The sequence below is a fragment of the Vibrio sp. SCSIO 43132 genome (assembly GCF_019904195.1).
Classification (GTDB): Bacteria; Pseudomonadota; Gammaproteobacteria; order Enterobacterales; family Vibrionaceae; genus Vibrio; species Vibrio nigripulchritudo.
This window is the reverse complement of record NZ_CP063199.1, coordinates 2,383,689-2,406,102: the sequence shown is the minus strand read 5'-3', so window position 1 is coordinate 2,406,102 and position 22,414 is coordinate 2,383,689. Positions and strand designations below refer to the sequence as shown.

Sequence of the window (22,414 nt, the reverse complement as noted above, 5' to 3'; positions counted from 1 at the left end):
GTTTTAAACTTTCTTATGTGACTAAGCATATGAAATAAATGGCTATATATTTTAATTTTATAAAAACAAAATGCAGTCTCAAGGATGTGACATGCATAAATAATAAAATTAAGTAATGCTAATAGACGGGTAATGTCAGTTGTCTGTTTTATATATCCAAGCTATCTCTGTCGCATGAATACCAATATAAGCATGAAATACGTTCAGGCTTCAGGTGGCTTACTGATTTTTGTTTTTAGGAGTTTGTTTGTAAAAAATATTGAAATCATAGTGTTGCCTTATGAGGTCAGGTTAATAGCCTGATGCAATGAGGTAATTTGGGTGTGGGCTATTACCCAGTTGATGAATTAAAAACGATGCAAATTAAATGGAGAATTAAGATGCCAATCGAAAAATTTGAATCAATTGGAAAACTAGAAATCAGTCCTAAAGCCTTTCGAAATCTAGACATGAAAATTAAATCAAATGTCGGGGATATCGAAAGGGAAGTTGCGAAAGCAAGAATCATGGAGTCGGCTTTAAAAGAGCTCAAAGGCAAGGAAGGGTTTGATCCCGCCGCCTTAAGCATATCCTTCGGTCTACGTTGGTAAAGGAGTTAAGCCACAGATCTATTTTCTGTGGCTTAATTTTCAACATGACTTTTGAAAGTTGCATAGTAAAGCTTACGTCTTTCTGTAATTTAAATTGCACATATTGCTATATGTTTAATTTAGAAGATGAAAGCTATAAATATAACGACAGGAACATGTCTGAATGGACAATATTCCAGCTTCTTGATCGTTTGGCTGAATATATTGATAAACAAGCGCTTTCCCACTTCGATATTACGCTTCATGGTGGTGAACCAACTTTATGGCCAGTAAAACGATTTGAATCCGTCTTTTCCGTTATTTCAAATAACGATATATTGCGAAAAACCGTTACTCTTGGTGTTCAAACTAACCTCTATAAAATGCCTTCCGATTCTCTGTTGGACATGTTTTTAGAAAACAATGTCGCGGTCAGCTTGAGTCTGGATGGCCCCAAATCCGTGAATGATGCTTACCGAATAACGTCGTCCGGTAAGGGGTCTTATCAATCCATTCACCGAAACTTGCAAACACTGCTCAATGGAAAGTACCAGCCCCTGGTAAAAGGTATTTTAAGTGTCGCTCAAACTTCACTTAAGCCAGAAGATTATTTCCAGTGGGTGAAGTCGTTACCGTTAAAAAGCGTGGATGTTTTATTCCCAATTCATTTTCACTATGGTCATAAACCCTGGGATGAAGAGGGACGAACGGAGGCAGCTTACGCAGAGGATCCAACAATAGGAAAATGGTACGCCGAACTGTTTGATTGCTGGTGGTTTAACGACGACCCGAACATAAAGATTCGCTTGTTTAACCACGTTATTGCTCTGATTTTGGGGGGCAAACAACACGTAGATGCTTTGGTGAACGACACGTTGAACATGTTTGTGGTGAGTTCAAGTGGAGACATTGAATACCCGGATTATTATCGAGTAGGCAGCAACGGCAACGCAAAAACACAATACAACGTCTTTGAGCATACACTCTCGGAACTGCATTTTGACTCCGGGTTTCGAAATCTATCCAGTCTTAGAAAGTCTATTCCTGATGAATGTCACGCCTGTGAGCATCACGACTTATGTGGAGGAGGTTTTCTGGCCGGAAGAAACGGTCCAGATGGGATGGTACTTAACCGACGATCGGTATTGTGTTACGACGAAATGTTTCTGTTTCATCACATCAAGCAGAGAATATTTCCAGCTCTGGAAATGGACCCTGCTCACGGAGCCTAACATGAGTGCGATTAACAACTCGGATACCAGCCCTACGCAAGTACTTCTTAATTTGCTGGATAACACATCTGAGCAGGATGCAGAAAAATTAAGATATTTTTCCTGTTCATTGCAGGCGCAGCTGTTCAAACATGCCAGTGGCATACTCCTGATGCGCGAAGATTTATTGGAATGGCATCAGGACATTCAGGAATCTGTCAGCACTTTAAGCTCGTGCCCCAGTCATATCAGTCAGAAACTGTACTCTTCCCCTTTGTTTCGATCTTGGCTGAATCAGCTTGTTACCAGCTTGCTTGAAGAGCATCAGGAGAACCAGCTCAGGGCATTGCTTGGATTGTGGAATAACATGACTTATCTGTCTGAGGATACTGCCATCAAGCGAGTAGCCATTGTCTCCGGGTATTTGGTTACCTGGGATGTTGGATTACTGTTCGAATTGAGAGGAGAAGAAACGCAACGAAACTGCGACTGCGCTTTGCGATACGACCGTGAAGAAGGGCTGTGTGTGGTTTCGGTAAGCTTACCTATCGAACAGATTGAGCAACGTCGCTTAGAAGGATCTTCGATTATTGTCTCCAATACCAACCCATTGCTCAGAATGAAATTGGACGAAAGGCAAGTGCCACAGCGAAGCGGGACGACTTACTACGATCAGATAGATGAATCTTCGATAAACTTTCCTCCAGACTTTAGCCACGATACCTATGAGTCACCTTATCTGTTGATCAAAAAGTATTGCCCCGACATTGCGAATGATATCGATGAATATGTGTCTGTGATTGTACCAAGAGGGGAACCAACAGGCTGGACGATACATGGTTACACCATTTCCTCTTATCAGGGAGCGTGCTGGATGACGGATCACGGTCTGCTCAAAAGCGTCGAAACCATGGTGCACGAAATGAGCCATATTAAGCTTCGCTATCTGGAAGAACTGATCCCCATCTTTAAACCAGACGACAAGAACTTACGGTTTCCTGTCCCGTGGCGTTCAGATGAAAGACCTTTGGTTGGAATATTTGAAGGGGTATACGTTCATGTCATGAGCGCCAAGGCTTTATGCACGATCAGCCAGCGTCACTGGACGGATCATGCTTTTGCCGAAGGTGCAGGTAAACGGGCATTGGAAATGGTTAAAGATGTTCGGTATGGCTTAGAGCTATTACTGGAACATTCTGATGTCACAGATGTGGGGGAAGTATTCTATGAGTGGATTGCTCAACAGTGTGCGGACATCGATTTGAGCCTAAGCCAGTCTAAGTGTTATCAGGCATAAACAGGAGTTTGAGTATTTTTACTGTATAAAAACACAGTTTTCTCTTGACCCCGATTGTTCATTCTCTATACTGTATGTGTATACAGTTTTTATAGGAGGGCTGAGTATGTTGTGGGAAACAATGGAAAGGGTGAACAAATTACGTCAGCAGGCATTGGCTGATCCCGAATTTATCAAAGCTGCGAAAGAGCATGAGAAAGCGCTTAGATCGATGGAAAAAGAAGAATTGGAAATTCGTCGCAGACGCTACAAAGCTGAGAACCAGAACAAAGGTCCGAAGCTGCTCTCAGATATTTATCGGCAATCGGAATTCGGTTCAAACCCGACTGGTGAGCAACACTGATTATAAGACTGGCATCTGTCAGTCTTTTTTATGTCTGTTATCTAACACAGAGTGTTCATTTTCATATTTTGGATTGTTTTTTCACTGCCGAACCGAATTGTAATCTTCATCTCGAAATTGTGGTTTCTGGCTAGAGATAAATCGTTGTATTGCCTAGACTTGTTTTAAAAGGTTTCAACTTAGGCAATACCATGCAATCCCAGTTACTCTTAATTCTGCACAAAGCTTATATCAAAGCTCTAAAAGTGGCGGCGGCTGTGGTTCCTATTCCCAAACCGACTCTGTTTATGGGGAAGGACTCGTTAAAGCAGCTTTGTCACTCTGTATCTCTGCTTGGAGTGAAAAAGGTACTGATTGTAACGGACGAAGGAATCAGTGCATCTGGGCTACTAGAAAAGCTGGAAGCTGAACTAGTGCGTGCGGGTGTTGAAAGCTTTGTGTTTAAAGACGTCACTCCAGATCCCACTTATGATCAGGTTGAGAAAGGACTGGAGCATTATCAGCGAGAGCGTTGCCAAGGCATTCTTGCATTAGGGGGAGGTTCTCCTATCGATTGCGGAAAAGTCATTGCAGCGCGAGTGACTAACAAGAAATCCATTAAACGCCTTACTGGTCTGTTTAAGGTTTGGCGCGCAACGGCACCACTTTTTGTTATGCCGACGACTTCAGGCACTGGTTCTGAAGTGACGATCGCCGCAGTCGTTTCAGACCCTGTATCCCATCAGAAGACTCCGATAATGGACCCTAAACTGGTCCCGACACTAGTGGCATTGGATCCCGCATTTTCAATGGGATTACCACCTCATATAACGGCGCACACCGGGATGGATGCACTCACTCATGCTGTTGAGGCTTACCTGTCCGTGAATGCGACTGCAGAAACTGACGCTTACGCCAAAGCAGCGATTACGCTGATTCACGATAACCTAGAAAAAGCAGTGATCTATGGGCAGAACAGCGCGGTTCGTCAAAATATGTCTCTGGCTTCTTACTATGCTGGCTTGGCTTTTACAAAGGCGAGTCTTGGCTATGTGCATGCCATATCCCATACGATAGGTGCCAAATATGGTACGCCGCATGGTCTGGCGAATGCCGTGATTCTTCCACATGTCCTTGAGTTCTCTAAGCCAGCGGTGGTTAACAGGCTTGCGGATTTGGCTGATCTGATTCATGTGAGTGAAACCAAAACCACTGAAAGTATGAGAGCACAAAAATTCATTCAGTACGTTCGTGATTTACAGGTAAGTTTGAATATTCCAGCTAATATTGATGCCTTACTGGAAGAGCACATTCCTGACATAGCAAAAATGGCACTGCATGAGGCGCAATGGAACTATCCAGTACCAAAACAGATGAATCAGGAACAGTGCGAAGTATTGATTGGAAAAATCCTCCCCAGCGCTTAAGCGGTCATTTCTCTGTTTAATAATATTTAAATATCTTAATTTGAAGTATCTTTACGAAAAGATACTTGAACTACTCACGTTTATCCGGTAGCGTAATTATATCTTTTTGGAAAGATACTTAATGAAGATGAATTTTAAACATGGGTAATAACGTTCTGGAGGTCACCATGAAAATTGCCATTATTGCAGGTAGTCAGCGTGCGAATTCTCAAAGCCTGAAAGTAGGGCAGTACTTAGAGAAGGTAAGTAAAGCTCACGGGTTTGATGAATCAAAAGTATATGATTTGGCTGAGATTAACTTACCATTCTGGAATGAAGGCGTTTGGGAAGGTACAGAAGAATGGACCCCGTGGAACAACATCGCTGAAGAGCTGAAACAAGCCGATGCCTTTGTTTTCATCACACCGGAATGGCACGGAATGGCAACGCCAGCTCTGAAAAACTTCTTAATGCTGAGTACGGCAAACGAGCTGGGACATAAGCCCGCCTTACTTTCTAGCGTGACAGTAAGCATTAACGGTGTGTATCCGATTACGGAACTAAGGCTGACTGGCAGCAAAAACAATCACGTATGCTTTTTGCCTGACCACCTTATTTTCAGAAACAGTCAGGATCTTTTGGACAGCGATAACAACTGCACCGATGAAGGCTTTGAACGTCGGGCACAGTACACCATGTCTTTGTTAGCGGCTTACGCTAAAGCACTGGCACCTATTCATCGCGATATGGTAGAAGCGGGCAAAGAATTTGTATATGGCATGTAGCTGGTGCAATAACACCAATTTCTAATGACCTAATACCCGCTGCTTAATTCGACTCAGACCGACTGGCGTCACCCCCAAATATCTGGCGATGTCGTTCTGGGTCACCCTCTCAATCAAATTTGGAGACGATTCGAGCAGTTTTTCGTAACGCTCTTGCGCAGAAAGACAAAGAAGGTCTCGCTCTCGCTGTTCTTTTTTCATCGCAAATTTGAGTAGAATTTCAATCACATTTTGTGAAAGCTCTATGTCGTTTTGGGTTTGCTGGTGTAATGTCTGAAAATCGAACTTCGTCAGCTTGCATGGAGTCAGCGTAATCAGGCTAAAGGTGTTTTGCAGCCTGGCGTAGGCGGCAGACATACTACCAATTACATCTCCTTCGATTAAAAACGACTTCACCGATTCCTTCCCCTCGGCAGTAACATAATAGGCTTTCAACATGCCTTCCTGAATGATGTACATGCTGCCGTCGGAGTCTCCTTGTCTGAAAAGGTGCTCTCCTTCCTCTTTGTTTACTTCTATTCCGTACTTTTCTACAAACTCAAAAAAATTCATCGCTTTTAACCCGGGTTAACGCTGACCCTATCCAAACGCTCTAAAGTCCTTTTCAGAAAGACTAACTTAATAACCTGAAAGGGAGAAGTTCATGGAGCTAACGAATAAAAAAATAGTGGTTACAGGGGGAACCTCTGGCATCGGGCTTGATGTTGTTAAGTCACTTGCAACCCGCAATGAGGTGATCGTTATTGGGCGGGATTCCGCAAAGCTGTCCCAGATTGAATCAAGCCTTAATGTAAAAACCTATCAGGCTGAGTTGTCTGACATTGCTTCAGTTGAATGGGTTGCCAGCGCAATATCAAATGATCATCCAACCATTGATGTGTTGATCAACAATGCTGCCGTTCAGTTTACCCCTAGCTTTATTAGCTCAGATTTTCGTTACGAAAATATCCAGAAAGAGATCACCACAAACTTTACTTCCATATGCTGCCTAACGTCGCTGCTACTGCCTTCGTTGATGTCATCCGCTTCAGCTGTGGTTCTCAATGTTAACTCCGGCTTAGGGTTAATGCCTAAAACGACGTCTGCGGTTTACTGTGCGACAAAAAGCGCTCTCAATTCATTTTCGCAATCGCTCCGGTATCAGTTAGAAGGCACTAACGTAAAAGTGCTTCAGGCGTTAATGCCTTTAGTGGAAACCAAAATGACCGATGGACGAGGAAGCGGAAAACTCACCTCGGAAGACGCTGCCCAAAGGCTGATTAGTGGAATCGAAAGACAGATCGAAGATAACGACATAGGCAAAGTGAAAATGCTTCGTTGGTTAATGCGTTTATCACCCAACGCCGCCGCCAATCTAATGAAGAGAGCGTAAAGATGAACAAGAAAACCGTAGCAATAGGAGTCGGGATCATGAGTGTCATATTTGAAGCGAATAGTGTAGAGATTGAAGTGACGGGTATCGAAACCAGCCGGGGAGGTAATGTCATCGTGTTTATCTTTGGAGAGCAGGGGTTCCCGAAAAAACATGAACAGGCTTTACAAAGACAAGTCAAAACCGAGCTTAAGCCAACCATGACTTTTGAGTTCGAGATCCCTCAGCAAGAGATCGCCATCAAGGTGCTGCACGACGAAGACCAGAACGGAAAGGTCACTAAAAACTGGACAGGCATTTACCCCGCTGAAGGGCTTGGATTTTCAAAGGAACAGAAAGTCACGTTAACGGGTGCTCCGATTTATCGAAAATCCCGTTTAGAGAGAGAAGAGTTCAGCTCTGGCGTTTCAATTCAAGTTGTTTATCCATAACAGGAGAGTAAAAAATGAAAGCACTCATTCGAATCATGCTTGTTGTGGCGTTAGCGTTTGCCTCTACCTTCATTATTTTAAAAGTCGCTGGAGTTTTGAGTGTCGAGCAGATCGAAGGTTGGTTAACCTATGCTCAGTCGCTATCTCCTATTTACGTAGGCGGCACAACCGTATTGTTATTGTTCGCCGATCTGTTTGTTGCCATGCCGACATTGACGATCACCATACTGTCGGGTTTCTTCCTTGGGCAATGGTATGGTGCCGTTGCTGCGATATTGGGCATGATGCTCGCGGGGACAATCGGCTACTTACTTGGCAATCGCTTTGGTGATCGGTTGCTCAATGTTCTGGTCAAAGATACGAAACAAATAGAGGACGCAAAATCAGCGTTTCAAAAACATGGATTTGTCATGATCTTACTTTCGCGTGCCGTACCGATTTTGCCAGAGGTAACCGCTTGTCTAGCGGGCATGACAGGAATGAAGTTCTCTCGCTTTATTGTCGCCTGGTCTATCAGCACAATTCCTTATTGCTTGATAGCAGTGTATTCAGGATCCATCAGCTCTCTTGATGATCCAAAACCAGCCATCATTACCGCAGTGCTGATGACATCTGGTTTATGGCTGGGCTGGTATATGTTCAGGCGTTTCAAATTAAAACGCTCAGTGATTTAATCTGAGCTTGGGTTGCTTGGCGTCAGCCGGGTTAGGTCAACTCGTTCTAACTAACGCGATTGTCACCGCAACTGTAGGCAATGATCTGGCTGATTTCAGACAGGCTTCGACCGCTTTCCTGTTGCCATTCTGCAAAAGCTTTATTTGTTGCTTTCAATGAAGACTTGGTGTTTTTCCCACCTGTGATGATGCCGTTACTTCGCAGGTGAGATTCCACATCTGAAGACAGAATAAAGGTGTCGACTCCGAGACGACGCAGCGCATAAGGTCCGGTGTTGCCACCCAATCTTTTGCCATGTTTCTTTAAGTATTCCCAAAGCTCAGTGACCCGATCACTTTCCCAATTCGCTACCATATTGGCAAACGAGCCGTGCTCGATGCTGGCTTCGTAGATCATCTGAGCGTTAGCGGGAATGGTCATCACTTTCGCTAAGTGGCGAATAATTCTGGGATCCTGAGCTTTTTCTTCCCAAACCTCATCTGAAAGCATTAATAGTGGTTCGATTCGGAACTGGAAAAAGATCTCCTCAAAATTCGGCCATTTCTTTCTAACCACTTCCCACGAAATCCCGCTCTGAAAGACCTTTTGAGTAAACTCAGCAAGAAACCGATCATTTGGGATTTTTGCTACTTCTTTTTTATCCAGCGGTCTGGAAATCAGACTTTCCAGATTACCTTCTCCTCCTTTGCGTTCAGCAGCGCGTTGGTAAATGCTTTGAAACTTCTCGCGAGGCATACATTAATCCTTATAAATCAAAGAGGTTTATACCAGTTAGCCGATTGTAAAACTTATTTACAGATGAGAATCATTATCATTAAATTGGCGAACTACTCTGCTATTAAAAGGGAAAAAAATGAAAGGATCAACGTATCTTCTGCTAGGAATGATGGGGGCTGTTCTCATGTATGTTGGTGATATGCTTCTGTATTTTACAACCGAGCCCCTTGCAGATTCTCCTGTAGCGATTCTCCTCGTCATGACGGAAGTCAGTGATGCGCGGTTATTCTGGGGTGGCTTCGTCGGTCCGGTCGCTGCTTTCTTGTATCTCTTTGGGTTTATTGGTGTCTTCCTGAAATTGGATGCGGGCAAAATGCGTAATGCTGTATTCGCGATTTTTGGGTTAGCCATTGTTATTGGTGGGGCTTACCACAGCCAGTTCACTCATATTGGGGTCGTTGGAAAGCTGAGCGAGGAAGCACTTCTTCGTAGTTGGGATATCAGTGTTATTTATCTGTTTGTCATATTTGGAATGTTTGCTTTGGCGTCCCTGCTATTTAGCTATATGGTTCTGCGCAGGCAAAGCTTACTCTCTCGGAAAGTCGTATTTTTCTCTCCACTTCCAATGATGCTTCTTGGCTCCATTCTGATGGATGTCATGGTACAGCCGTTCTCAATTATTATTGGGGGAGGCTGGTATAACATTATGATGTTTATCTTCTTTATTGCAGTATGGAAGGGAAACAAACAATACGTTGCTGAACAAGCCACTGCTTGAGGATATAAGAGACAAAGCCCTGCTATGCAGGGCTTTACTGTTAGGAGGGCGGGATTACGCCCCAATCACACCGCCATCTTTTCGGGTAATAGCAATAACCGATGAACGTGGAATACTGTTTCCGCCATCTGGGAAGTGAGAAGGAGCAAGATCTTCACCTGGGTGCTGAACACCAACAAACATGGTTTTGTAGTCTGGCGTAAAGGTAAGCCCTGTTATCTCACAGGCAATCGGACCGGTTAGAAAACGGCGAATTTCCCCAGTTTCTGTATCACCACACAACATCTGGTTGTTGCCCATCCCTGCAAAGTCTCCTTTATTGGAGTATTTGCCATCGGTCTGAATCCAAAGCCTGCCTGCTAAGTCAAAGCCTATGCCATCTGGGCTGTTAAACATATTGTCCTTGTTGATGTTGTCTGATCCTGCCATCAATCCAGACTCATGCATTTCAGGGTTGCCCGCCAGAACATAAATGTCCCAGTCGAAGGTGTTTGCGGTGTGATCCCCATTTGTCGGACGCCAGCGAACAATATGACCGTATGGGTTTTTCACGCGAGGGTTCGCTACGTTGACGGGCTGGTTTTCGCGAACACCACGGTATTTGTTGTTTGTTAATGTGCAGAAAACGGATTTCTGATCAGCATGAACCGCGACCCATTCAGGGCGGTCCATGGTGGTACCACCCACCTGAGTTGCCGCCATTCGAGCGAAGATCATCACAGATGCGGCATCGGGAAAGCCGTTCTCTGGTGTCAGACCATTTTTGCCCCAGGTCAGCTCAAGCCATTGACCCTTTCCACCCAGTTCACCTTCCTTACCGTCAAATTTAGCAACGTACAAAGTGCCTTCTTCTAGCAGATCTCGGTTAGAGTCCGCACCCGGTTTGTATTTGTTTTTAGAGACAAATTTGTACAGGTGCTCGCCACGTTCATCGTCACCTAAGTAAACCACTACGTGACCGTCGTCATTCACGGTCAATGCCGCATTTTCATGCTTAAAGCGACCCAGTGCGCTGCGTTTTTTCGGTGTGGAATTAGGGTTCATTGGATCGATTTCTACTACCCAGCCAAAGCGGTGTGGTTCATTCGGATGCTTACCCAGATCGAAACGCTCGTCATGCTTGAACCAATCGTATCCCCAATCTTTGTCTTTCAAGCCATAACGCTTGTATGTACTGCCCAGCTTGGTCTCTACACTTGATGCAAAGTAGCCATTAAAGTTCTCTTCACAAGTCAGGTAGGTGCCCCATGGCGTTTGTCCGTTCGCACAGTTGTTAAATGTTCCGAGAATCTTCTTACCCGATTTATCGGCAGCGGTTTTTAGAAGATCATGTCCTGCGGCAGGACCGGTCATCTCCATTTCGGTAAAAGCGGTAATACGGCGGTTTAGTCGACCTTCAATATTGATCTGCCATTTGCCGTCTTTTTTGACCAGTTCGACAATCGAAACTCCGTGAGCCGCTTGCGCCTTGCGTGCGTCATCGGCAGAAATGTTTTTGCCCTGATGTTCATAAAGGTATTCGTTGTTGGTGTACTCGTTGTTTACAGCAAGCACGGCGCGTGTGTCTGACAGCGGGAAAAACGTCATGCCATCGTTGTTATCGCCAAACTGCATTTCCTGAGCTTTTGAATCGGCTTTCTGGCTGAACGCTGGTGCATTCTTGAAGATAGGGTCTCCCCAGGAAACCAGTACATCCGCCTGATAGCCTTGAGGCACTTCGATGGTGTCTGCGGTTGAAATGGTAATCGCATTGAAACCCATTTTGTCAGAGGGAGCAGATGCGGCTTTAGCTACCGCCTGGCTCAGTGGTGTAGCGGCAAAGAATCCCACCGTACCAGCGGCTCCTGTCGCCTTTAAAAATCGACGGCGTGAGAGGGCGGCTTCTATGAAATTATTGAATTCCGGTTCTTTATCCAGAGTGCGTTGATCGTGATGTTGGGTAAACTTGCTCACTTTGCTTTCCTTCTTAGTGTCTTCATCGCCAGTTCATCCTTATGTGTTTTAATTGCGGATGTTTCTGGAACTGAGGTTCAGTTTGAAAAGCTAGCGTGTCAGATTCTTTACATTTTTCTGATGCTATTGTGTAACCTGTTATTTTTGTGATGTTATAACAAGCGTGAGCTGTTGATTAAACTGTTGGGGTTTTGGTTTCTACTATCTTATTGAAATAAATAATGATAAATTCGTGAAAGAGTAGTTACCGTTTCTTTTCTATCTTTTAGAACAACATTTTTACTGTCTCGAATGAGGCAGATTCAGAGAAGGAGAGTAACCTATGATTTTTACTACGACAGAAACCATACCGGGTAAAGAGATTCAGGAAGTGGTCGGTGTTGTGACGGGGAACGTTGTTCAGTCTAAACACATTGGTCGAGATATTATGGCTGGCTTGAAAGGCATCGTTGGTGGAGAGCTGAAAGGTTACACTGAAATGCTATCGGAATCCCGAGATACGGCGATTGAACGATTAGTCCAGCAAGCTCGAGATCTCAACGCCGATGCGATAGTAGGCATTCGATTCACCACCAGTTCCATTATGGATGGGTCATCAGAAATTCTGGTATTTGGTACAGCAGTTAAGATCAAACCTGAATAACTAAATCTGAGCAAATTCATCAGAACTAATATCATTAAAAAGCCAGCGTCTAGTGCGCTGGCTTTGTCGTTTCAAAAGGCTTTGAAGTGAAATACTAGGGTCACGGCTTCTAAAAAACTTTAGCGCCTTTCCCTACACCTTCATAAGCTACAACGCTTAGTGAGTCTTCTGAGTTAAGCGTCTTCTTCACTTCTTTCTGTATAAATTGAGCCAGCAACTCAACCGTGGTATCGGTATCGATGATTTCCGTCACTTCCTTCGAAATGATCAATTCATAGTCGCCCTGGCTGGTGGAGTACATAAACGCGTAGTGGGAATCGTCACTCACTAGGTTTTCTTGAGCAATGAAACCCAAAGACGCGATGCTTACTTTATCTTCTTGCGAGCCCAGATAAATGTCTTTCCAGCGTTCACAGAAGTCTTCCTCTCTCTTGGAGTCTCTTTCATCATTCACGTAGATTTCAAGAGTAGAGCGGTGCCCGTGTGCAATTCGCTGACAGTTACCATCGTGCTTTTTCAATCCGTGAGTGTAGTGATAGTAATGCTCTTTAATATCTTCATGACGCAAAGTGATATCGATATCGCTGACATTGTTCGGCAAATACTGCTTCAAAACCTGATAGATGTGAGCAGTCAGCGCGCGGTTATCGATTTCTGATGTTTCGATAAAGCAGTAAGCGCTGTTCGGGCAGTTCAGGTGAAGCGTTTGTTCACCACGTAAAAAGCCCAGCTTGGTGTAACCCGGTTGGGTCTCTGAATATTCAATATTTGGGTTTGATGCAGGCACGATCAGTTTGTGATCGACATGTTCATCAATGAGTTCCTTGATGATTTTTTTCACTTTCCCGAAATCTAAAATCATGCTCATTTCATTTAGATCACCAGTCAGTGATACGTCGACAATCCAACTGTCTCCGACCATACCGCGTTTTTCACATAGGTAAGACGAATCAATGACGGTCAGATTCTTAACAAATAGGTTCAAGGATTACCTCACGAATTAGGGAGTGATTTTCAGTGTGCGTATAATACTGAAATTCGCCGCAAGGAACATCACTTCTTACACGATATTCTTTGTAACACGATATTCTTTGTGAAAAGGTGACTGCGGCGATTTTAGTCCAACCAATCGGGCTATTTTGAAACCAAAGTCAAACCACTTGGCAAGGCGTCACCAAACACGCGTTTCGATTCGCTTTGCGACAGCTCTTTCACTTCTTCCACTAGAGACACCCACGAATCAGGCACTTTACTCTGCTTGAGTTTTTCCAGTACCTGCTCACGGTAATCATCGGAAACATCAAATAAGCGGTCACCGGTTTTACGACACATCATGACGACTGCAAATGGGATCATTGGTTCCTTATGCCAGTCCAAATCCAGCAACTTAGGTAGCCATTGCTCAACCTGTTCGCGAGGCACAACATTGTGCTGACTGCCATACAAAGGCGTACGAGAAGCGAGCCTTCCCAACGCCCACCAGTGCGCTTGTTCGAACTGTGTGTGGTTGATTGCTTTGCTCAAATACCAAGTGGATAGCAGTACTTTGTCTTCCACATCGAGGTTTTCGAGAGAAGCTGAAAGGCGCACCATTGACTCGTAACCCATGTTTTGCGCGGCTTTCGCCGACTGAGGGTTTTTCATTGCTCCCGGATGCAGATATTTAGCAATGTCGGCCAGGATCGTTTCCTGTTGTTCTTGATTGAGCCCTCCAGCGACGCGACGCCAGAAAACCCACCAGTCTGTCCAGCCTTGGTGGTTTTTAAACTGAATCCCTTGCTGATAGAGGCTCCAAATCTGCTCGACTCGCCATGAATCGGTAGCATCACCAAAGCCCGGTCTTAAGGTAAATCCTGCTAGTCGCAGCCAGTTTTTCTCATGTTGTTCAGAGCGTCTTCGACGTTTCCGACCTTGTGAAAAGGCATCGAAAAGCTGTCGAAGAGTAGGGAAGTCCCATTCCTCGCGCTTGCCTAATTTCTTTTCCAGATCTTTAGGCAGCGTTTTGATCTCTTTCGAGTCGGCGCTTTTCTTGTTTGCGCTGTATATTCGAGTGATCAGTTCTTTACATTCATTCAGCCTGGGGTTGAGCTTGGCTTCTTCTTGCTCTTCCGCTTGCTGATTTCGAACTTCAAATTCCAGTTCCCAACGCTTACTTTCATCTTCCGTACTGACGCACTCCATTTTCAAAGTGCCGACTTCGGTAAGCTGACAGGCAAGTTGGACTTCAACTCGCTCTTTTTGGTTAGCATGCAGCTCTGCGCCATCGCCTTCGAGAGTCGAGATGTAAGGCGGCAACGGTTTGAATAAATCTGGGTCGATGTCTGCCATGGCGCCGTTTTGAATGGCGGTGTTGTTACCAAGTGAGTCTTGGGTAGATGTCAGCAAGTTGAAACGAACGGGTTCACCCAGTGTGAGGGAGAAACGTCGACCACTTAGGCGAATCTCGTGACCTTCTTCTGTACCTTTTGCGAGCAAACAGAGCGCCTTGCCCATTTTGTTTTTCTCTTGCAGGTGCAAGAAGTAAGAACGTGCAGCACCGCCGCCAATTTTAAGTTGTGCCCCTCGGCGAGCTTTACCGAAAGCTACCGCCCCCAATGCGACTGACCAGTCAGGGTGAGGGTTATCCAACACGGTGATTGGCGAGCCTTTCCAGGTTTCTAAAAGCTGCGTGATGCGTTCCGTTACCAACTCACTATTGAAAACACCCCCATTAAGCAAGAGCCCAACAGGAATGGCTGGTTGATCTTTGTCTTCGTTATTTAATGCTGCGTGAGATACTTGCTGATGTTGAGTTAGAAACTCCGCCACATGTTTGCTGACGGCAGGGTCGGCTACGTAGGGAAGCCCAAATTCGACAACCGCACTTCGTCTTTTGTCAGGCGTTTGCGAAAAATCAGAAAGCGGGAAAAAGCCATCCAGGGCGATCTGATGAACTTCTTGTTTGCTCAACTGAACACTTTTGGTACCGCCCAGTAGTTTAGAACCACTGCCCAGCATGGTAATTTTGACGTCTTCTGGTGCATTGGCTGAAAGCAGGTTCTCTTTGGCTTTTCGGGTTTGCTGAATCAGCTTTGTGAGGCTTGCGGCATTCAGTTTTTTGGTCTGATTAAAACGTTGCTCAGCTAAGTGTGCGAGCGCCAAATCGAGATTGTCACCGCCCAGCATGAGGTGTTCACCCACGCCAATTCGGTCCAGTGAAAGCTCGTCGGATTCAAACTTCGCTTCAATCAAACTCAAATCGGTTGTACCGCCACCCACATCACACACCAAGATCAGCGGGAGGTGTTTGAGTTCTTCTGAAGCTGTCTTTTGATGACGAGCGTACCAGTCATAGCAGACAGCTTGTGGCTCTTCCAATAGAACAATTTTTTTAAGACCCGCCAATTCAGCGGCTTCGAGCGTCAGCTTGCGCGCGGTTTCGTCGAACGAAGCAGGAACCGTGACTACCACATCCTGATCTTCCAGTTTATTACCCGGATTTCGGTGGTTCCAAGACTGGCGAATGTGATTCAGGTAACTGGCACTCGCAATCAGTGGCGAGACTTTCTCAACATCGGATGCACCTGCCCATGGCAGTATTTCCGAGCGGCGATCAACCGCTTGGTGTGATAACCAACTCTTGGCACTTGATACCTGCCGACCTTCTACTTTTGCCCCTAGTTCACGAGCCCATTCACCCACTATGGTATTGGGTACGTCACCGTCTACAGGTTGAGGTTCCCATGGCAATGTGAGATCGGAAAGGGCTATTTGTCCTTCGGCTGGATGATAACGAAAAGAGGGGAGTAGCGGTTTGCGAACCACTTCGCCCGGACCAATAAGCTGGTCGATATCGAATAGGTTGACTTCGGATTGTTCTAGGTTGTCGGTGATTTCACAGAATGCGACGACGGTATTGGTCGTTCCTAAATCTATCCCGACGAGGAAACGAGGAGATGCCATATAACAAAACCTTCCGTTGATTGATTACTCAGGCGTCTGAGTGAATAACGGCATCCTTCTGGATGCCGTCTATCTAATATTATTATTCGCTTTATTCTGTTGAATTACTGTCTTCACGGACATCGAATTCAACATGCCATTTTTGACCGTTGTCGGCGGCAATGGCTTCTAGGTAGAGCGTGCCCAGTTCTGTTACACGAGAAGCAAGGGTAACTGGCACCACTTCGCCTTCGCGTCGACCTTCTGAAACGGGCAACGTCACCTGAATTTCAGGCAGTTCTTCCAGCTCTTCTGGTGCCCAGTGATCAAGGTGTGTACCCGCTTCATCTTCACGGCGAACGGTAGAACCAAAGAACTGGAAGTTCACAGGCTGACCGATGATCAAACCAAACTCCTGACTTGGTACCTGAACACTTGAACCTTCTTCCATACCAAAAGGCGCGACACACAAAGCTTCCATTGGAGGCGCCATACCCGGAATCGCTGGCATAGCACTTTCGATACCCACATAATAGCTCGAAGCAATACCGCCGCGAATTCGAACGCCTTGCCCACGACGTACCGCGCCGTAGTAGGACGCGCCACTCGCAACAGCTAGATCCAAATCGACGCCAGTCAAACGTTTTGCGTAATCTGAGTCGGCTTCGATCAGCCATTCATTGATGGTTTCTTCCAGTCGTTCTGCCAGCAATTCTGATTTTAAAACGCCGCCGTTAAACAGGATAACAGTGGGTTTGATAAAGTCAGCTGACGGTGCCTGTTCGCCACCAGGCATACCAGGCATATTGGCAAATGGGTTGAATTCCTGAGTGGGCTCAGGGTTACCTTCTTTAAGCGCATTTGCTTGCTTTGAAAGGAAAGCCGCAATATGACGAGTAATGCCTGCATCTTGTGCATAAGGCAGACCCATTTGGGTCAGTGCACCACGGGTTTTCTGAACTGGGTGATCAGTAATAGCCACTTTCGGGAAGAAGCCATCCACCAGAGTCTGCTGTACTTCTTCTTGAGTCAATTCTGTCTTTAGTGTTGCGCCAAGCAGCTTTGAACCACGGCTTGGCACCACAATCGGTACCGATTGCAGTTCAGAGTCGTTCAATAGGGCTTCTTTGGCATCACGACAGGCGTGTGTCATCGCCTGAACTTGCCAAGGTTGAAGATCTTTCCCTTCCTGAGCAAGTTTCATTTTTAAGCGGTAAGCCAGCGCCAGATCCATGTTGTCACCGCCAAGCAGAATATGCTCGCCAACAGCAACACGGTTAAGTGTTAGGTTGCCATCTTCTTCAGTCACTTCGACCAAAGATAAGTCGGTAGTACCACCGCCCACATCAACAACCAGTACCACATCGCCAACGTTTACTTCATCACGCCAAGCATCGTTGCTGTTGTCGATCCAGTTGTATAGCGCCGCCTGAGGCTCTTCCAGCAAAGTCAGGTGAACAAAGCCAACGTTACGAGCCGCTTCCGCTGTTAAGTCACGAGCGGCAGGGTCAAACGAAGCAGGAACGGTAATCGTTACTTCTTGATCGGCAAGGGGGTGATTTGGGTTGGCATGATTCCAAGCGTCTTTCAAATGCTCCAGATAAAGTTCTGTCGCGCGAAGTGGAGACGCTTTTTCGACTTCTTCTGGGCTGCCTGCAGGCAAGAAAGCATCACGACGGTTTACACCACCGTGGCACAACCAGGATTTTGCGCTTCCGATCAATCGAATTGGGGTTTTAGAACCCAAGTTACGTGCAATAGCACCCACTAAGGCTTTTGGTTCAGAAGACCAAGGCAACACGCGAGATGATGAGTTCATCTCATGTTCGTGTGGCTGGTACAAGAAAGAACCCAATTGGTTACGGTTTTCAACTGTGCCCGGAGCGGTAAGCTGAGGAATAGGCATTACCTGAACGCGTGCGTCTTCATCTAGCGTGTTGACATAAGACAGAACACAGTGCGTGGTGCCTAAGTCGATGCCAACACTGAATGCAGGTTGTTCGTTATTAACTGGCTGAGATTGGTGTTCCATTATAGCTCTACCTCTGCTGGAGCAATAATAGAAGCATCGTAGTTTTCTGCCAGTTTGGGCAAGTTCATGGAATCGGCTTTCCAGCCTTTGTGTACCAGTGTGCCATTGAATGGCGCATTACCAGTTACGTTGCCAGTCAGGCGAACTTCTTGAGGGTTGAAACCTTCTTCAACTGAGATGCGTGTTTCTTCGTCTTCGCTACGAACGTGAGAAAGCGTCACGTAATCGTTAAGCACTTTTTGACCGCCAGTATGAATTACACGAGCCGCAGCGCCCACTTCTTCATCAGAGAACGATGTCAGGTCTTCTTTCAGGAAGTCTATCAAGCGCGCTTCTTGTTGCATGATAGAAAGTAACTGCATAGCAGAGTCTGTAGAAGCAGTGGCAAGTTTAGATTCAACCTCGACGACTTTCTCAATGACTTTTTCGACTTCGACGACTTTCTCGACTTCGATAATTTTCTCAACCGGCTTTTCTACTTCAACGATCTTCTCGACAGGTTTTTCAACCACCTTCTCAATAACTTTAGACTTACGACCAACGGCAATAAGGAGAAGAAGAACACTGGATGCTGCTAAGCCTGTGTGCAGCATGTCGAAAGTTTGGGGAACTAAATTGATGTCAAAGTTCATAATGAAATTCTCTATATAAACGATAGGCATTCCAGCAATAGATACAGTGTGAAACTTTTGTCACCGAAATGCAGAGATATAGCGGAAAAATTGGGTCGAACTGTAACATATTCAAGGGTGCGGGCAGGAAGAAATATGGCATAAATGCCCGAAAAAAAACGCAGTAGCTGAATTTTTGCGCTATGTAATAACTTGTTACATCTCAAAATAGGCTGGCAGGGCGCTAATCTATTTTCGATACTTCATTCTGTATATGTGTGTGATAGGATAATTGTTGCTTAGCGAACGATCAGTAGCGCAGGGTTGAGCAATGTAGAAACAGGCTTGCGAGGCGTTTATGCCATTGAGTACACAGAGACAACAAAAACCGAAAAAGAGTGCTTTGCCCTGGCTGACGTTGGGGGTCATTCTCTTTGTGACTTTATTCTTCGTTTACCTTGCTGCCATAAGCCAACAAAATCATACCTTCCGAATTTTTGACAATTTAGCCGAGCGCCAAAGCCAGATGCTTAAGGTTTTGGTCGAAAAAGACATCGACTTCATTGGTGCTGCCGCGAACTTCTTTCACTCTGTTGAACCTGAAAACTGGGGACAATTTCCCATCTTTGCTGAAGAGGTGATCCAGGATTCTTCAAGCTTGATTGGTTTGCAGTGGATGCCGAAAGTTTCGAAAGAGAATCTTGAAGAACATATAGCTCAGGTCAGAAAGCAATATCCCGATTTCCAGCTCCACACGATTCCGAAAGATCAGCCCAAACAATATGGTTTTATTCTCCCTGAAGGTGAGGATGCCTACATTGTTTCCGACATTTATCCCAGAAGCCCTCGCAACACCAAATTGATAGGCTTTTACTCATCCAGAGATCGTTTTCGCCTGATTCTGGAAGACATAACCAAAACGGGTGATTCCAATATTTCAGATAAGATTCGTCTCTTACAGGATGGAGAAGACAGAGGGCTTGAAAAAACGGGAATGCTGGTTTATCACCCGGTTTTTTCTCATCAGGATGACAGCCTGCTGGGCGTTATGGTTGGTGTCGTACGTACCACTCGATATTTTGAAAACCTGATGTTAAGAACCGCAGCCGAGCAGGAATTGGTTATTCAGGTAAAAGACATTGGGTTTGACGCGGAAGATGATCCTATTCTGTTCTCAAGTACCGGTTGGTCTGAGACCGAAGGGTTAAAAATTCGCAAAACCATTAGCCTGCAAAATCGTGAGTGGATTTTGAAGTTTCGCTTGTTGGCGCCAATGACCGCTAATGATAAATGGACGTTAGCGAGCATTGCCCTATGTGGTTTGGTGGTTGGTTTGCTGGCTGCTTTCGTGGTGAACATGATTTCAAAAGAGAAATATCGTCTGGCGCAAAAAGTGGATGAGCAAACCCGTGAACTGCGTTATCTGGTAGAACACGATACGCTCACAGGAATCTACAATCGCCGTGCTTTCAATTCTCTATTCGCAACCATGCTGGAAAAAGAAGAACCTTTCAGCTTGGTGGGTTTTGATATTGATAAATTTAAAGTCATCAATGATCGCTATGGGCATGCTGCTGGTGACAAAGCCCTTCAACACGTTGCCAGTATTATCAGTGAAGAACTGAATGAAGGTGATTTCTTTGCCCGAGTAGGAGGTGATGAGTTTTGTATTCTTACCTACGATACCAACTCCAGTATTCTTTCCGCTTACTTAAACCGGCTAATTCGCAAAGTGGCGTCGTCTCCGGTCGAATGCTCCCCTCATCAGATTGACATTACGTTGAGTGTTGGAGCAAAACCGAGAACCGACGAAAATGGTGAAGAACTGATGAAAGCCGTCGACGGTTTGATGTATGAAAGTAAGCAAGCAGGGCGCAATTGCGTTTCTGTTTCTGATGTTGCTTGATCTGATGCTACTTGATGGAACTATAAGCATAAGGCTCTCATCTCCGGCTCTGAACCTAGCATTTTAAAGCGACTTAAGTATAAAATGCCGCCCCTGACGTTTTGCAACCCTTAAGGCTAAGAATGAACCACAACCGCGTTGTCTGCTTTGATTTAGAAATGTGCTGCTGGAACACTGATGGTGTTGGCACAACAGGTGAGATCATTGAAGTGGGGCTGGCGGAAATAGACCTTCAGAAAGGTGAGGTGGTCAAACGCGCGCAATACTACGTCAAGCCGGAACAAGATGAGATCTCGCTTTTCTGTAGTGAGTTAACGGGAATCACCCCGCGTAAAATCGAAAAGCAGGGTCGCCCGCTTGCGGATGTAATTCAGTCCATGGTGAAAAACTTTGGTGGTGCCAACAAAATTTACGCATCCTGGGGGCGTGATGATCTTATTCTGAAAGCAGAATGTGAATCTAAAGAGATTGATTTACCTTTTAAAGAATTCATCAACCTTGCAACCTTATATCGGGTTCAGAATCGTCTGAAAGACAAACGTATTGGTCATAAAGCCGCTCAGGAAGAGAAAGGCATAGAGTGGGAAGGAAGGCAGCATTCTGGCTTTGTCGATGCCTACAATTTAGCCAAGCTTGCGTTGGTTATGCTTTAAGAAAAAGAAATGCAAAGAGGCGCTTGATGCGCCTCTTTTTGATCTTGAGGTTACTTGAGTATATAGCTAGGAAGTCGCCATAGAAGGTGTTCTCATACGCCCGTACAAGATCAACGTAATAGCAGGGATATTCATTAGTAATCCATACATAAGAGGAACGGTTGCGAGAGGTGGCGATTGTAAAAGTGCTAAGGCAATGAACATCCCCGTTCCTGCATTCTGCACGCTGGTTTCAATCATTAGTGTAAGCTGGTTCGAATCTTCTAACTTAGCTTGATTGCTAACCCAGTAAGACACCAGCATCGCTATCACACTCAAGCTCAAGCACATTGCTGCAACCAACCATCCAGAATCGAAGAGCTTGTTCCAATTGACCGCAGTGAGTGACAAGACCATCAACAGAAACAATATGGTTGAGGCTTTGCTTATTCGTTTTTCGTTTCTCTGTGCCCATTTTGGGAACTTGGCTCTTAGTGTCATCGCGATAACAACTGGAATTACGGTGATCACGATCAGCTGCATCAGCGTTTTAGCGACAGGTAATGATAGTGGCGTATCCTGACTGTCATTGAGAAGGGCTAATTGAAACGCGAGTGTGACAGGCAAAATAAACGGAGTCAGTAAACTGACGATTGCAGTCATGCTAATGGAAAGTGCGCCATTGCCTCCGGCTAGATGTGAGATGACGTTAGATGTCGCGCCGCCCGGGCAGGCAGCAAGAATGATCAATCCACTCGCGACAATGAGCGGAACCGAAACAAACATCCCGAATAGCCAGATTAATAGCCAAGCCAGCAATGGCAAGACCAAAAGTTGTAATCCAACTCCTAACCCAAATGCCTTTGGGTGCTTAATCACTCGCGTAAAGTCTTTGACTGTCAGGCTAATTCCCATAGCAAACATCATTAAAGCCAAACAAACTGGTAACGCGACCTGCGATACCCACTGCGCCAAATCCATAGTTTTTATACCTTTTTTAAAGGGTGAGTTTACTCGTTTAATTTATCTTACGAGTTTTTAATAGGATTTTTATTATGTGAGGGAGTTTTTGAGATCGATGCTGCGTCAAACGAATTGTTTTGATATTTAATTTATTTATAAATCATTGTAATAAAAGAAAATTTAAAACAAT

21 protein-coding genes are annotated in these 22,414 nt (G+C 45.2%); 13 read left to right on the top strand and 8 right to left on the bottom strand.

Annotated features, from left to right (window positions below):
* The first annotated feature begins 380 nt into the window (after positions 1–380).
* The 6 genes from INR79_RS10730 to INR79_RS10705 all read left to right on the top strand — a co-directional run bounded on the left by INR79_RS10730 (position 381) and on the right by INR79_RS10705 (position 5,590).
* Positions 381–590 carry a hypothetical protein gene (locus tag INR79_RS10730; protein WP_004402953.1) on the top strand — a complete coding sequence of 70 codons (210 nt, stop codon included), beginning with the start codon at positions 381–383 and terminating at the stop codon, positions 588–590.
* 44 nt (positions 591–634) lie between these two features.
* Entirely contained in the window at positions 635–1,801 is a 1,167-nt protein-coding gene (locus INR79_RS10725) for a radical SAM protein (protein ID WP_223094131.1), read from the top strand.
* A 1-nt stretch (position 1,802) separates the two neighbouring features.
* Positions 1,803–3,077, top strand: a complete 1,275-nt coding sequence (locus INR79_RS10720) for an aKG-HExxH-type peptide beta-hydroxylase (RefSeq protein WP_223094129.1) — start codon at positions 1,803–1,805, stop codon at positions 3,075–3,077.
* Between the two features lie 106 nt (positions 3,078–3,183).
* Positions 3,184–3,420: a hypothetical protein gene (locus tag INR79_RS10715; protein WP_004402945.1), complete on the top strand. Its 237-nt coding sequence runs from the start codon at positions 3,184–3,186 to the stop codon at positions 3,418–3,420.
* A gap of 191 nt (positions 3,421–3,611) precedes the next feature.
* Positions 3,612–4,826 (top strand): iron-containing alcohol dehydrogenase, encoded by a 1,215-nt coding sequence (locus INR79_RS10710; protein ID WP_223094127.1) that lies wholly within the window; start codon positions 3,612–3,614, stop codon positions 4,824–4,826.
* Positions 4,827–4,993: 167 nt separating this feature from the next.
* Positions 4,994–5,590: an NADPH-dependent FMN reductase gene (locus INR79_RS10705; RefSeq protein ID WP_223094125.1), complete on the top strand. Its 597-nt coding sequence runs from the start codon at positions 4,994–4,996 to the stop codon at positions 5,588–5,590.
* 21 nt (positions 5,591–5,611) lie between these two features.
* On the opposite strand, the gene INR79_RS10700 is transcribed toward INR79_RS10705, so the two are convergent.
* The gene (locus INR79_RS10700) at positions 5,612–6,142 is read right to left on the bottom strand and encodes a Crp/Fnr family transcriptional regulator (RefSeq protein WP_223094123.1); all 531 of its coding nucleotides are present in this window, start codon (positions 6,140–6,142) and stop codon (positions 5,612–5,614) included.
* A 91-nt stretch (positions 6,143–6,233) separates the two neighbouring features.
* Here INR79_RS10700 and INR79_RS10695 point away from each other — a divergent pair, with 91 nt between their 5' ends.
* Genes INR79_RS10695 through INR79_RS10685 form a run of 3 tightly spaced genes read left to right on the top strand, consistent with a single transcriptional unit; the run spans position 6,234 to position 8,067 of the window.
* Entirely contained in the window at positions 6,234–6,962 is a 729-nt protein-coding gene (locus INR79_RS10695) for an SDR family oxidoreductase (protein ID WP_223094121.1), read from the top strand.
* Positions 6,963–6,964: 2 nt separating this feature from the next.
* On the top strand, positions 6,965–7,393 hold the full coding sequence (locus tag INR79_RS10690) for a DUF2141 domain-containing protein (RefSeq protein ID WP_022613015.1): 429 nt from the start codon (positions 6,965–6,967) through the stop codon (positions 7,391–7,393).
* Positions 7,394–7,407: 14 nt separating this feature from the next.
* Positions 7,408–8,067, top strand: a complete 660-nt coding sequence (locus INR79_RS10685; RefSeq protein ID WP_080927822.1) for a TVP38/TMEM64 family protein — start codon at positions 7,408–7,410, stop codon at positions 8,065–8,067.
* Between the two features lie 46 nt (positions 8,068–8,113).
* Here the strand turns inward: INR79_RS10685 and INR79_RS10680 are convergent, their stop codons facing one another.
* Complete coding sequence (locus tag INR79_RS10680; protein WP_022550904.1) at positions 8,114–8,803, bottom strand: DNA-3-methyladenine glycosylase I; 690 nt, start codon at positions 8,801–8,803, stop codon at positions 8,114–8,116.
* A 118-nt stretch (positions 8,804–8,921) separates the two neighbouring features.
* Between INR79_RS10680 and INR79_RS10675 the strand changes: the two genes are divergently transcribed.
* The gene (locus tag INR79_RS10675) at positions 8,922–9,563 is read left to right on the top strand and encodes a DUF6796 family protein (protein WP_223094119.1); all 642 of its coding nucleotides are present in this window, start codon (positions 8,922–8,924) and stop codon (positions 9,561–9,563) included.
* A 54-nt stretch (positions 9,564–9,617) separates the two neighbouring features.
* On the opposite strand, the gene INR79_RS10670 is transcribed toward INR79_RS10675, so the two are convergent.
* Positions 9,618–11,516, bottom strand: coding sequence for a PhoX family protein (locus INR79_RS10670; protein WP_223094117.1), 1,899 nt, complete (start codon positions 11,514–11,516; stop codon positions 9,618–9,620).
* A gap of 322 nt (positions 11,517–11,838) precedes the next feature.
* Here INR79_RS10670 and INR79_RS10665 point away from each other — a divergent pair, with 322 nt between their 5' ends.
* Complete coding sequence (locus INR79_RS10665; protein WP_004408273.1) at positions 11,839–12,159, top strand: heavy metal-binding domain-containing protein; 321 nt, start codon at positions 11,839–11,841, stop codon at positions 12,157–12,159.
* A 109-nt stretch (positions 12,160–12,268) separates the two neighbouring features.
* Here the strand turns inward: INR79_RS10665 and INR79_RS10660 are convergent, their stop codons facing one another.
* From INR79_RS10660 to INR79_RS10645, 4 genes are all read right to left on the bottom strand, one after another.
* Entirely contained in the window at positions 12,269–13,144 is an 876-nt protein-coding gene (locus INR79_RS10660; protein WP_223094115.1) for a 6-pyruvoyl trahydropterin synthase family protein, read from the bottom strand.
* Between the two features lie 149 nt (positions 13,145–13,293).
* Positions 13,294–16,101, bottom strand: a complete 2,808-nt coding sequence (locus tag INR79_RS10655; protein ID WP_223094113.1) for an Hsp70 family protein — start codon at positions 16,099–16,101, stop codon at positions 13,294–13,296.
* Positions 16,102–16,192: 91 nt separating this feature from the next.
* Positions 16,193–18,112: an Hsp70 family protein gene (locus INR79_RS10650; protein WP_223094112.1), complete on the bottom strand. Its 1,920-nt coding sequence runs from the start codon at positions 18,110–18,112 to the stop codon at positions 16,193–16,195.
* Positions 18,112–18,744 (bottom strand): DUF2760 domain-containing protein, encoded by a 633-nt coding sequence (locus INR79_RS10645; RefSeq protein WP_223094110.1) that lies wholly within the window; start codon positions 18,742–18,744, stop codon positions 18,112–18,114. The genes INR79_RS10650 and INR79_RS10645 overlap by 1 nt, the downstream gene beginning before the upstream one ends.
* A 337-nt stretch (positions 18,745–19,081) precedes the next feature.
* Here INR79_RS10645 and INR79_RS10640 point away from each other — a divergent pair, with 337 nt between their 5' ends.
* Together INR79_RS10640 and INR79_RS10635 are read left to right on the top strand one after the other, a co-directional pair.
* The gene (locus INR79_RS10640) at positions 19,082–20,629 is read left to right on the top strand and encodes a sensor domain-containing diguanylate cyclase (protein WP_223094108.1); all 1,548 of its coding nucleotides are present in this window, start codon (positions 19,082–19,084) and stop codon (positions 20,627–20,629) included.
* Between the two features lie 122 nt (positions 20,630–20,751).
* A complete protein-coding gene (locus INR79_RS10635) occupies positions 20,752–21,282 on the top strand; it encodes a 3'-5' exonuclease (RefSeq protein WP_004408289.1) in 531 nt (176 codons plus the stop codon).
* 66 nt (positions 21,283–21,348) lie between these two features.
* Here the strand turns inward: INR79_RS10635 and INR79_RS10630 are convergent, their stop codons facing one another.
* On the bottom strand, positions 21,349–22,242 hold the full coding sequence (locus tag INR79_RS10630; protein WP_022550896.1) for a bile acid:sodium symporter family protein: 894 nt from the start codon (positions 22,240–22,242) through the stop codon (positions 21,349–21,351).
* Positions 22,243–22,414: the final 172 nt, after the last annotated feature.

Bases quoted from the DNA above. Each gene is read 5' to 3' on its own strand.
- INR79_RS10730 (WP_004402953.1), top strand. From the start codon at position 381: ATGCCAATCGAAAAATTTGAATCAATTGGAAAACTAGAAATCAGTCCT.
- INR79_RS10725 (WP_223094131.1), top strand. From the start codon at position 635: ATGACTTTTGAAAGTTGCATAGTAAAGCTTACGTCTTTCTGTAATTTA.
- INR79_RS10720 (WP_223094129.1), top strand. From the start codon at position 1,803: ATGAGTGCGATTAACAACTCGGATACCAGCCCTACGCAAGTACTTCTT.
- INR79_RS10715 (WP_004402945.1), top strand. From the start codon at position 3,184: ATGTTGTGGGAAACAATGGAAAGGGTGAACAAATTACGTCAGCAGGCA.
- INR79_RS10710 (WP_223094127.1), top strand. From the start codon at position 3,612: ATGCAATCCCAGTTACTCTTAATTCTGCACAAAGCTTATATCAAAGCT.
- INR79_RS10705 (WP_223094125.1), top strand. From the start codon at position 4,994: ATGAAAATTGCCATTATTGCAGGTAGTCAGCGTGCGAATTCTCAAAGC.
- INR79_RS10700 (WP_223094123.1), bottom strand. From the start codon at position 6,142: ATGAATTTTTTTGAGTTTGTAGAAAAGTACGGAATAGAAGTAAACAAA.
- INR79_RS10695 (WP_223094121.1), top strand. From the start codon at position 6,234: ATGGAGCTAACGAATAAAAAAATAGTGGTTACAGGGGGAACCTCTGGC.
- INR79_RS10690 (WP_022613015.1), top strand. From the start codon at position 6,965: ATGAACAAGAAAACCGTAGCAATAGGAGTCGGGATCATGAGTGTCATA.
- INR79_RS10685 (WP_080927822.1), top strand. From the start codon at position 7,408: ATGAAAGCACTCATTCGAATCATGCTTGTTGTGGCGTTAGCGTTTGCC.
- INR79_RS10680 (WP_022550904.1), bottom strand. From the start codon at position 8,803: ATGCCTCGCGAGAAGTTTCAAAGCATTTACCAACGCGCTGCTGAACGC.
- INR79_RS10675 (WP_223094119.1), top strand. From the start codon at position 8,922: ATGAAAGGATCAACGTATCTTCTGCTAGGAATGATGGGGGCTGTTCTC.
- INR79_RS10665 (WP_004408273.1), top strand. From the start codon at position 11,839: ATGATTTTTACTACGACAGAAACCATACCGGGTAAAGAGATTCAGGAA.
- INR79_RS10655 (WP_223094113.1), bottom strand. From the start codon at position 16,101: ATGGCATCTCCTCGTTTCCTCGTCGGGATAGATTTAGGAACGACCAAT.
- INR79_RS10650 (WP_223094112.1), bottom strand. From the start codon at position 18,112: ATGGAACACCAATCTCAGCCAGTTAATAACGAACAACCTGCATTCAGT.
- INR79_RS10645 (WP_223094110.1), bottom strand. From the start codon at position 18,744: ATGAACTTTGACATCAATTTAGTTCCCCAAACTTTCGACATGCTGCAC.
- INR79_RS10640 (WP_223094108.1), top strand. From the start codon at position 19,082: ATGCCATTGAGTACACAGAGACAACAAAAACCGAAAAAGAGTGCTTTG.
- INR79_RS10635 (WP_004408289.1), top strand. From the start codon at position 20,752: ATGAACCACAACCGCGTTGTCTGCTTTGATTTAGAAATGTGCTGCTGG.
- INR79_RS10630 (WP_022550896.1), bottom strand. From the start codon at position 22,242: ATGGATTTGGCGCAGTGGGTATCGCAGGTCGCGTTACCAGTTTGTTTG.